Genomic DNA, 11012 nt, shown 5'->3' with positions numbered 1-11012 from the left:
ACCAAATTAATTGACGTTCGAAGAACTATTTAAAGGTGTAAACCAGCCAAATACACCGGCGCCAAAACGAATCATCCCCGCTACTACAATGATGACTGCTAACGGCCAATGCGCCGCCACTAACCCCGCTCCCAGAAAACTACCAATGGGAATCGAAGCGTATGAGATCATTCGTGTCACACTGACAACTCGTCCAAGGATTGCTTGTGGAATAACCGTTTGTCGTAATGAAAAGAACACCACTGCATTCACATTGCCACAGAAATTAACCAGCGCATAAAAGGCTGCTACTGAAAGGAAGTGGTGACTCAGGCCCACACCAACCAAGCCGATGCCTGCTAATAATGTCGTACCAACAATTAAGGTGCCTGCTGAAAAATGAAGACTTAACCATGGCGTCGCAAGAGAGCCGATAATAGCCCCAATGCCTGCTAATCCCATCGTAATACCAGCAATCGAAACAGATGTGTGCAGTGAATGGCGCATAAAATAAATAAAGTTAGCGGCAAACATGTTGGTACCCAAGTTTGTCCAAAAGAATAACAGAGCCCCATACCAAACAATTTTGTTTTGATATGAAGCAACGAACCCGGCCTTTATGGCGCTTACTGTCGACTCTGAAATTAATGCAGTTCGATGTTTTGCGCTGGGGTGGACAACGAAACTCAAGATGGCCGCCATTAAAAAACTTGCCGCATCAATGGAAACCGCTAACTGTGGTGCAATAATCGCAGTCAACAAACCACCGACCATCGGACCAATTAGGCTCAGTGTGTTGTCCACAACCTGTAAAGAAGCATTCGCCTTATACAGTCTCGTTGAATCAACGATCCGTGCAATAATACTTTGAAAAGCTGGATGCATTAACGGCGCGAAACTAGCCTGCACGAAAATCAATAGATAGAACCAGAATCCAGTTGTGTGACTATGCACTAAGATGGCTAGACAGCTGGTAGCCAAGGCGGCACCTAAATTACCCCAGAACAAAATCTTGCGTTCTTCAAAACGGTCAGCCATAATGCCGCTAAAGACTGAAATAAACAGCCATGGTAAAAATTGAATCCCGTAGATAAAGGCCATTTGCGCACCTGAACCTGTCAGTTGATAAATGGCAATTGGCAAAGCGATTTTTAGTAGCCAGTCGCCCAGTGTCGAAACTGTGAAAGACAGCCACAAAAATTGAAAATTAAAGCGTGATTTAATCATGACAACACCTCATATCGATTAATCACGCGTCGACGCGTTTAATAAATAGCTATTGTTCGTTGTTCACATTAGCATTAGACTCTGAGTAGCGTGTCCAAATTGTCATATTATACAAATAGAAAGAAGTCTTTTATGCCTTCAATGGGTGCAACATTCCGTCAATTGCGGCGTGGCAAACATCTGTCGCTGACAGAGGTCAGTGATGGCATCGTTACTGCGTCATTCTTATCCAAATACGAGCGTGGTCTAACTGATATTTCGTTTGCAACATTAACCCGCCTGCTCGAACGGATTAATGTCGACATCGCAGAGTTCGTCTATTTTGACCAGTCCGCACAGTCAGATCACTCGACAAACGAGCAGTATTTGCATGACGTGAGCCGTTTATATCTGGCAGATAATATTGGCGCTTTACGTCAGTTAAAAAGCACATTTAGAAAAGACCACGAACAGCTGTTGCCACTCTTTCTCGATTTAAATGACGCAATGTTAGATGCCTGTATTGCATCACTAACCCAAACAACACTGGCGTCGTCCTCGCAGGAACTCATCATTAACTACCTATCAAGCGCTGAGCATTGGGGATTCTACGAGCTTTACTTATTTGGCAACTCGCTGATGTGCCTGCCAGTCGATCAGGCGATCACCTTAGCCGATCTGATGTATAAACGCGGGCTGGCCTACGTGAATTTACAAACGGATAATGTGTCTGCCCAATTCCGCATCTTGAACAACTTGATTTGTGCCTGTGCTGAACATAATCGCTTAGAAGCTGCTCAGCACTTTTTGGCACTCTTCAAACGCCTGTTAATCCATCCTCGGCAATTCTATGAGACCGTTAAATATCAAATTCTTGTCGGCATGATTATGTACTTAACTGGTAAACAAGATGCTGGATTGAATCGTCTACAAGCAGCATTAATCATTGTTAAACAGGTTGGTACACCAGCATTGCTGGCACACGAAATTAACTACCTGCAACGTTTTATGCCGTCAGACGTTTGGCAACAACTACGCGAAGCTGTTGACCGCACTCCCAGCGCATAAAATTAATTGTAAATTGTTGTCAAAATAGCGTTCAACCTGCACAATTGAGTTACGAACACGAGGGGGAATTAGATTCATGCACTTCAACTATGGGGCCGGTCCAATAATTAAATCGGTCTGGCTGATTGCTATTATTTTTGCACTAATCTTTGCTTGGTCCTGGTATCGAGATAAGCGCCGGTTGATTAACGGCATCTGGTTTAACATCGCCTTCTACTCAATGTTGCTGGCGCTGGGGTCAACGATTTTGAACATGGAAAATCATATTCTGATCGTGCTATTCGGTGTTCCGTTTGTTTTGGCCATAATTGCAATTGGGTTGGTGTTTGCACTTCAAAGTATCCTGTTAATTTGGAATGCCGTCATCGTCTGGCGTAGGGAAAGCCACTCACTCGGCAATATGTTAACGTTAATTCTCGGTATCGGCGTGCTACTGATTCCCTGGATTGACGGTTGGGCCGGACGTTTGCTACCACAACCGTGGTTCGTTTTCTTCAACATGGTGACCGATATCGTCGTGCTGTACCTACTCTTTTGGTTTTATAACTACCTTACCGTTTTGGTCCTCTATCAATTTAACCGGCCCAAACGCAATCAGCGTTATGTCATCGTTTTAGGCAGTGGTTTAATCAACGGCGGTGATGTACCACCGTTACTAGCTCAGCGGGTGGACCGCGCCATCGAGTTTTATCACCAACAACTCGATGAATCCGGCAATGCACCAACGATTATTCTTTCAGGTGGCCAAGGTGGTAACGAAACCCGACCTGAAGGTGTTGCCATGCATGAATATGCATTAAAACAAGGCATCCCCGCCGACCATGCAATTGCGGAAGACCAATCCATTAATACGTTACAAAACATGTTATTTTCAAAGAAACTGATGACGTTTGAAGATGGCAAACAGCCGAATGCCATCTTCGTAACCAGTAACTATCACACCCTGCGCGCCGGCATGATTGCCAAACGGGCCAACCTAAAAGCTGATGGCATTGGTTCGCACACTGCTAAATTTTTCTTACCAAACGCAATTATCCGTGAATATATCGCCGTGTTTGCTCGGCACAAGTGGGCACATGCTCTAACTATTTCCTCTCTAGTGATTCTCGCTGGACTCGCCGTGCTACTTGAGTATCACGTTATTTAATAAAAGTCTGTCTCAGTGCTGGTTACTTAAATCAGCACTCGTTTTGTCTACTATCACACCCATTACATACGCGAAACGAAGGTGGTTTGTTTGTCGAGAATCAAAAAATATTTCATTTTGGAAGAAAACGACCAAAATGACATCACACTAGCCTTTAAGTATGGTCGAAGTTCCGCGCTGGCATGGGTTTTGATTGCCTGGAGTGCGTTTGCCGGCATCATTACCGAAGTGGTTCCCGACCTTGAGCACTTCCACCTTCTCATTGCACCGCCGTTCTTGAGCTTGATAACGGTGCTCGGCGGCATATACAGCTACTACGCCGCTGGCACCATCTTCTTCTTTTTCTGGCAGTTGAGTCGCTGGATGCCCAACCGTCCTCGTGTCAAACGTCGAACTGGTCTGATTGAAAGTGTGCTAGCAGTTGTTGTTATCACGTTTGTGCAGGGTATTGTCTCGAACATCCTCGACATGTTAATTTCCGAAATTCACGTCAAAACCGTGACCGATACCGCCGAAAGTACTGTGACTTTTCACGGCACCGCATGGCATAAATTCATTAGCTACGTCATCAATAATTGGTACGAAATTCCGAGTGAGGACGTTTTTCGGTTGAGTTTATTCTCACTCATCTTCGTTGCCCTGCTGTGGATAAAACGTCCTACTTTGCGCTACTGGCTAGCCTTTCTAATCACTTCACTGCTGTTTGGCGCTTGGCATTATAGTTCCTACAGCTATCACATGACAGAAGTACTGATAGATGTTGGGCTGCCAACGCTGCTGGACGGATGTTTGTGGTTACGGACACGGAACCTGTGGACGTTTACGGCAAGTCATCTGCTGTATGATTATTCGGGAAATTGGTGAAAGTAAACGAAATTTCTTAGAACCATTAACTCGATTTAATCTACTATACTTAATTTCAGACTTCATCTAAGACCAGCATAGGTCAGGGTACGGTAAAACGGTGATGCAATAGTCTATTACATTCAAAAATCGTGAGCTAAGTAACCTGTCATTTGTTCAGATTGAAAGTTGTGTTTCAAAAAAGACATGCAATAAATTTGCATGTCTTCAATGGAAAAATTCTGCGAGAAACGTTTTTGCTTTCAAACGGCCTCTGAAATTCGACTATAATACTGAGTTTCTACTAATCGCTATAGCAATAGCATCAAGCGAATTATACGTATTTCTTCGTGTTTGAAAAGACAAAAAGTTTGATGTATAAACGTAAACTTGCAAATTTGTCATGTCTACTTCTCGAGTCTGACAAAGCGTAGTGATATATAATTCGGTATCAACATTTTTGACAAACTGACTCAAAGTTTCGAAGAAAGATGAAAGCTGGCTTGACACTACTGAACTAGTGTTTGCAAAGAATGCTTCCGGGAAAATAAATTTTATCTTTGTGCTACCCAATTCACCTAAAATCGTACAAAAATTGTCTTGTTCACTTACATCAACGGCCAAAATCCTAGCTGATGTTTTTAAATTCTTAAAACTGTCAAGTTCAGAGATCTGTTGTGGCAAACGATTATAAAAAGCGGGTTCTCTTACTTTTAGATTATTATTGTTTTCCACACCATCCGCATTGGGGTCATATCTCAACTGTATAACAATGTTCTTTTCTCCATTGCCAACGGTCTTATTTCTGGCTTTAGGTTTATCACCTGGTGTAGCTTTTTTTGTTTTAGTTTGAGGATTTAGAAAACTCATTAGTTCGCTTTGAGCCTGCTTTTTCCGTCTATTGATGCCATCATCAGATAGAGCTCCATCCTCCTCTATATACTCTGTTTCTGCCCTAGGAACGATTTCTGAATCCGAAAAGTATGGGCATTTAGTGTCGTGTTCATACCCTTTATGTTTGCTCAAATAGTTAGTGCCATTTGATTTCCTATTGAAAACCAGTTTGGCGTGGCATCCTTTTCCTGGACAATACAAATGTTCAACAACATCAACATAGGATGATTGTTTTACAATGTCGTCGACATTAATTACTCTTTCAACACCGTTTTGTCTGTATACAGCTTCGTTAAATTTCGCCATAAAAATACCTCATTTCTTTTAAACATTAGTGTCTAGAAATATAATCGATTTCTGATTATAATGAGGTAGTTGGGTTGTGGAAGACACTCAATTTGGATAGCAAGTTGCAGCTTGCTATTTTTTTGTCCCAACTATCTAATTATTGTCTCAGTTTGTTAAACTCTCAAAAAGTTCATTCAAAAAGTCCACTGCATCTTTATGTCCAGGAACAGTCAAACTAACAGTCCAGCCTTTTGAAGTAGCCTTAGTTTTTATGAACTGCTGCCTATCCTTAGAAAAATGTGCGGAAATATTGTTTGGATCATAAGCATTTTGAACTTCTGCCTGTTCTTTAATCTCGTCTCTAGACACTGGACGATCATAAAAAAGACACAGTAACAATGCTATATTAATCATTTTTTGACTATTTGAAGAACCTGGCATGCTTGTGATGATTTCAAACTTATCGTTTGTATCGTCATACGTGTAAATGCCGGCTTCAATAAATTTGTTGTTAGAGGTCCTAAAACCATCTTCACTAGGTTGATTGTCGCCTTGTTTATCTGTTTCATTCTTGGAAATGGTCGAAGGGACTGTATATTGCTCTAACTCAGCCTTTAATACCTGAAACATCTTATTTACAAAAGTTTCTCGACCCTCTACTTTGAAACTTTTTTCTGAAAAGTTCACCTCCAGCTGTGCATTGCTTTCGCTTTCGTTATCTGACTCATGATCATATTCTTCGCCTTTCAATTATGACTTCCCCCTTTCATCACAATAAATGATAGTTCCTTAATCGGAAAAAGTTAACGTTTTGCAATTGCTATAATATTAGTGTTTAATTGCTCTAAAAAGGCTGCTGAGTTAAGGCTATTTTCCATTGTATTAGCAATGAAATGGGCAGCTCATTAATTTATGTTGAAAAATATCTTGACTGTTTAACTTTATAATCACTTCATATGCAGTATTGCACCACTTTTTATGTAAAACGCCAAATGGTAAGAGCGTAACCTGTGTTTAAAGGCTACGCTCTTACCATTTGGCGTTATTACACATTTTTTGCAATTTTTTTAACTTTATCAAAATTATATTATTTTTTTACTCAAACGTCACAACCCGTGTCTCAAACCGGTCTGCATACAGATCAATCTCCCGCACACCACGCTTAGCCACGCCATATGCGTTATATCCAGTGACATTACCATAGTCTAGTTCAATGTCACCCAGCCGACTTCGAAAGTTATTATTGTGATCATGCCCGGCAAATAGACCTTTAATGTCGTGTTGCCGCATCATCTCGTAAAACAACCCAGACTTGTAATCGGACGGGCAGGTCTGCTCACCCATTGTGCCATCCAGAATGAAGTCGGCAGCGTCGACATACTCTGGTAATGGAATATGAAGGAACCCCAGATCCACACGATTCGTCCGTTTGTCCGCCTGACTAAGTTTCAGGTACCACTCGATTTGTTCAAATTCCAAGGGTGCATAGCTTTTGCCCAAATTCCAGTTGAGATAATCACCACTATCCCAAATGAACAACCGATTCCGAAGTACGTCGTCAGTATAAACATCGAGCGTGTAATTTTCACGATCTGAATTGACGGACACGTTAGTCTTTGGCACCGGTAATTGTAATTCAGATTCAAACCCACGGATTTCAGTACGTGTTAACGGCCCCTCGGTATCATGATTACCATAAGTTACCGCAACTGGTGTATTTGTCTGATTCAATACGTCATAGAAGGCATTCAAGCTTTCCTGCGGCGTTTCGTTGTCCCAGATCAAATCACCGGTCACAATAATCAGGTCATACGTGTGACTGCTAAAAAAGTGCCGTAAAGCGTTCAATGTTCGCGTATCCGCTGGGTTCAATAGCATACTGCCGAAGTATAGGTCCGTCAGCTGACAAATCCGAAATGCATCGTTTGGTGCAACTGTTAGCTTCATCCTTTTCCCTCACTACCGATAGAGTTGCTTCTCAACATATGTTTGATAGCCTTGTGCCACATCTGCCACACTGTGTGTATCAGAGCCGTAAACCATTGGAATTTCCCGCTTCAATGCCTCATCAATAATGGCAAACGTTGGCGACGGTTCCTGCTGGGTCACACGAGGCAAACCTGACATGTTGCAGTCCAGCATCTCACCACGTTTGGCAATTCCATCAAGTAACTGGTTAACTAATTGTGTGGTCGTATCATTTTTCCACACCGTCTCCTCTGAGAATTGTTGCAACCACTTGCGATACAACGTAATGTGTCCATACCGGCCAGGCTTATTCGGCGCATCCCATCTGACTGCTTCAATGACAGTGCTCAAATATGCGTTAGCAACCTCCACTGGACTGCCGTATTCTGCTAAAACGCCGTCGCGAAAATCAAACTCGCTATCATCCACTGTTCGTAAGCCGGTCGCTGTGGGAAGAAAATGGACAGATAAAATTGCGTCATCAATGCGCTGCCCGTACCTTTCCAGCATCGCAGCTGTCCAATCTTGGTAACGTGGAAAATAATCAATTTCAAAACCAACCAACACGCGAATTCGGTCAGCATAGCGCATTTTAATCAGCGCCATTTTCTCCAAATAAGCATCCAGTTCACGTTCATTCATCGCCGCTGTGTAAATGGCGTGACGCGAACCGCTAACCTCTTCGAAAAACTTCGGTGGCATGGGAAAATGCTCAGTAATGGAATACGTCTTGAAACCTGCTGCAATTGCCGCGTCAATGTAGTCTTCCACTGGCTCACCAGATCCGTGTGAACAAAATTCCGTATGTGCGTGACCACTCCATGTTTGGCGATCAATCTTGCTTAGTTCTGTCTTCGTTAACATTAGGCCTCCATCAACGGTGTCACAGCACTTTTTCTTAGCAACACGTTCACGTGTTGGCCGACACTTGGATGATCGCTTGTGTTCAACCGTTTTACCTTCAAGTGCGTCCCACTTGTTGTTACAAACGTAAATTCGAGCCGGTCACCCAGCAGTGACGCTGACTCGACCACACCTGGAATTGAGATCACCTCCGCATTCGCTGAGCAACGATTCTCCTGTACCTGACTACCTTGATGTCCGTTATCAAACGTAAATAACTCTGGTCGAATCACATACTGCCGTTGTTCATTAACGACACAGCCAAGGCTACGCAATGTGGTGCCATCAAGAATGTTGTTATTGCCAATAAACTTCGCAATGAACATATTCCGTGGCCGTTCATAAATATCGGTGGCACTGCCCTGTTGCTGAATCTTGCCATCGTTCATGATCAAAATATCATCAGAAATCGCCATGGCTTCTGCTTGATCATGCGTGACAAAAATCATAGTGATGCCCAGTTCCTGTTGAAAGCGACGAATTTGATTGCGCAGTTCAACCCGAATTTTGGCATCCAGCGCACTCAATGGTTCATCCAGCAATAACAGTTGTGGTTCTAGCACCATCGACCGCGCGAGGGCCACCCGTTGCTTTTGACCACCAGACAATTCATCTGGGTAGGCATCTTTCTTTGTCATCATGTCAGTCAATTCCAACATATGATCGACACGTTTAATGATTTCAGCTTTCGGACGGCGCTGAACGCGCAGTCCATATGCCACATTGTCTGCAACCGTTAAATTTGGAAACAGCGCATAAGACTGGAAGATCATGCCGATGTTACGCTGGTTAGGCGGCAAACTGGTAATGTCGTGACCGGCCAACCGAATGTGTCCCTTAATGTGTTTGTTCAATCCGGCAATGGCACGTAATACCGTTGTTTTGCCACTGCCGCTGGGACCAAGAAACGAAGTCAATTGCCCCTTCTTGACGCCAAAACTCATATCCTTAATCACCTGCGTTTGATTAAAGCCGATGTTTAATTGTTCAGCCGTCAGTAAATCGTCCATCTTACTTCCCTGCCTTTACGTCTTTGCCGGAGAGTTTCATCAATATGATAGCGACCAGGATCAGTAGCCCAAAGTAGCAAACTGTCAGTACGCTGTTGGCGTTCCCGTTGGCCTTCATCAATCGATACATATAAATTTTGAACGTTTCGTAATCACCGTTTAAAAAGATGTTTGTAATTACATATTCACTAAAACCTGTCGTAAATGTCAGCAACATCGCCACGAAAACACCCGTCTTGATGTTTGGCAGTATCACGTGGACAAACGCACTCACTGGTCGCTCGCCCAGCATTCGTGCTTGCTCAAACATCCCCCGAAAGTCGCGACTCATGAAGACGTTATCCAGACTCTGGTAAAACGCCGGAAAGCTGAGCGCGGTGATAATTAAAATCAGAAAGATCAACTTAGGGATCGGCAAGTTGCCGTAAATTTGGACTAATCCGGTCACGAGCACGATTCCCGGCACCGCGTAAGGCATGACCATCAGGTAGCGCACCTTCGCTTTCAGCCGCTCATCAAATACGTTGATGTAAAAGATAACGGGTAGAAAAATGACCATCGCCACAACCACCGCGGCAGCGCCAACAATCAGTGAATTAATCGTCGCCGTCATGAAATCGCTGTTGGTCACCAACTGGCCGTACCACTTCAGTGTCCACGACGCCGGCAAAATCGTCTTCACCCAGTTTGTCGCAAACGAATAAACAAGCGTTGCCAAAATTGGCAGTAATAACAGTCCGGCAATCATGGTGAGGATGCCGACCGACCACTTCCGTTCTGTCGTCATTTACTCCTCATCCCCCTCATCAATACTGGATAACCATCCATCAAACCGTGGTCTCTGCGAGCAGGCTTCTTTGCTACCTCTGTTACGGTCTGTAACGTCCGTTTACGTTTAGTTAACCAGTTCCCAATTGTCACTAAAAGGACAATCGACAGCACAAACACCGTCGATAGTGCACTCGCCAACGGAATATTTGCGTTCAATGAGCCATTGATCAATGATCCAATAATGATCGGAATCGTCGCAATGTTGTTACCGGTCAACGCGTACATCGTTTCATACGTCCCCATGGCGTTTGCAAACAAAATGATGAAGGTCTCAATTAAGTTTGGTAACACGATTGGTAACACAATGTGGGTTAGATAAAAGCGACGACTCGCGCCCAACATCAGTGATGCTTCCTGCCAGTCGCGGCTGATTTCACGAAATGGCGGATACAGGAACAGGATGCCCAGAGGGACTTCAAAGAACACGTAGGCGAGGATTAGCCCGCCTAGTGAATAAATACTGGGGCTGTGGACCGCTGAGCCAAGACCTGCCATGATCGCGTTCAGAACGCCGTCGTTCCCAAACAAGATAATCAGTGAAAAAGCCAACGGAATTCCGGCAAAGCTCGTTGCTATGTTAAATAGCGTCAACGCCGCCGCCTGAGCTTTTGCGGACAAACGTGTAATCGCCCACGCGCCGAGAACAGCGATAACCAGCCCAATCAAAGCTGCCACAATTGAAATCCCAAGACTATTAAAGATGGCCTGTCGATAATATGCCTGCATGAAAATGGTCGTGTAATTGGCGAGCGTAAACTGACCGTCGCCATCCAAATGAAAGCTTGTCAGTAACATCGCCACCATCGGTAACAGTATCGTGACACCCATCAAAATCAGAAATGGTGAGAAAATCTTCGTTTTTGTTTTCATGCAGC

At 43.7% G+C, this 11012-nt stretch carries 11 protein-coding genes; 3 read left to right on the top strand and 8 right to left on the bottom strand.

What is annotated here, in order from left to right; translation table 11 throughout:
* Positions 1-6 precede the first annotated feature (6 nt).
* Positions 7-1206, bottom strand: coding sequence for an MFS transporter (locus LROSL1_RS01705; protein ID WP_178913522.1), 1200 nt, complete (start codon positions 1204-1206; stop codon positions 7-9).
* A 132-nt stretch (positions 1207-1338) separates the two neighbouring features.
* Between LROSL1_RS01705 and LROSL1_RS01700 the strand changes: the two genes are divergently transcribed.
* The 3 genes from LROSL1_RS01700 to LROSL1_RS01690 all read left to right on the top strand — a co-directional run bounded on the left by LROSL1_RS01700 (position 1339) and on the right by LROSL1_RS01690 (position 4264).
* Positions 1339-2253: a helix-turn-helix domain-containing protein gene (locus LROSL1_RS01700; protein ID WP_178913521.1), complete on the top strand. Its 915-nt coding sequence runs from the start codon at positions 1339-1341 to the stop codon at positions 2251-2253.
* Positions 2254-2329: 76 nt separating this feature from the next.
* Positions 2330-3400: a YdcF family protein gene (locus LROSL1_RS01695; RefSeq protein ID WP_178913520.1), complete on the top strand. Its 1071-nt coding sequence runs from the start codon at positions 2330-2332 to the stop codon at positions 3398-3400.
* Positions 3401-3490: 90 nt separating this feature from the next.
* Positions 3491-4264 carry a CPBP family glutamic-type intramembrane protease gene (locus LROSL1_RS01690; protein WP_178913519.1) on the top strand — a complete coding sequence of 258 codons (774 nt, stop codon included), beginning with the start codon at positions 3491-3493 and terminating at the stop codon, positions 4262-4264.
* Positions 4265-4528: 264 nt separating this feature from the next.
* Here LROSL1_RS01690 and LROSL1_RS01685 read toward each other — a convergent pair whose 3' ends face one another.
* The 7 genes from LROSL1_RS01685 to LROSL1_RS01655 form a co-directional block, all read right to left on the bottom strand.
* The gene (locus LROSL1_RS01685; protein ID WP_178913518.1) at positions 4529-5443 is read right to left on the bottom strand and encodes a hypothetical protein; all 915 of its coding nucleotides are present in this window, start codon (positions 5441-5443) and stop codon (positions 4529-4531) included.
* Positions 5444-5590: 147 nt separating this feature from the next.
* A complete protein-coding gene (locus tag LROSL1_RS01680) occupies positions 5591-6175 on the bottom strand; it encodes a hypothetical protein (protein WP_178913517.1) in 585 nt (194 codons plus the stop codon).
* A gap of 345 nt (positions 6176-6520) precedes the next feature.
* The gene (locus LROSL1_RS01675) at positions 6521-7372 is read right to left on the bottom strand and encodes a metallophosphoesterase (RefSeq protein WP_178913516.1); all 852 of its coding nucleotides are present in this window, start codon (positions 7370-7372) and stop codon (positions 6521-6523) included.
* A 12-nt stretch (positions 7373-7384) separates the two neighbouring features.
* Entirely contained in the window at positions 7385-8257 is an 873-nt protein-coding gene (gene hisJ, locus LROSL1_RS01670) for a histidinol-phosphatase HisJ (protein ID WP_178913515.1), read from the bottom strand.
* Positions 8257-9306 (bottom strand): ABC transporter ATP-binding protein, encoded by a 1050-nt coding sequence (locus tag LROSL1_RS01665; RefSeq protein ID WP_178913514.1) that lies wholly within the window; start codon positions 9304-9306, stop codon positions 8257-8259. Before LROSL1_RS01665 ends, hisJ begins: the two co-directional genes overlap by 1 nt.
* A 1-nt stretch (position 9307) precedes the next feature.
* Positions 9308-10093, bottom strand: a complete 786-nt coding sequence (locus LROSL1_RS01660; protein ID WP_017260600.1) for an ABC transporter permease — start codon at positions 10091-10093, stop codon at positions 9308-9310.
* Positions 10090-11007, bottom strand: coding sequence for an ABC transporter permease (locus LROSL1_RS01655; protein WP_178913513.1), 918 nt, complete (start codon positions 11005-11007; stop codon positions 10090-10092). The genes LROSL1_RS01660 and LROSL1_RS01655 overlap by 4 nt, the downstream gene beginning before the upstream one ends.
* Between the last annotated feature and the right edge of the window lie 5 nt (positions 11008-11012).

It is taken from the genome of Furfurilactobacillus rossiae, assembly GCF_013394005.1.
GTDB lineage: Bacteria > Bacillota > Bacilli > Lactobacillales > Lactobacillaceae > Furfurilactobacillus > Furfurilactobacillus rossiae.
This window is presented reverse-complemented; position numbering and strand designations above follow the sequence as displayed.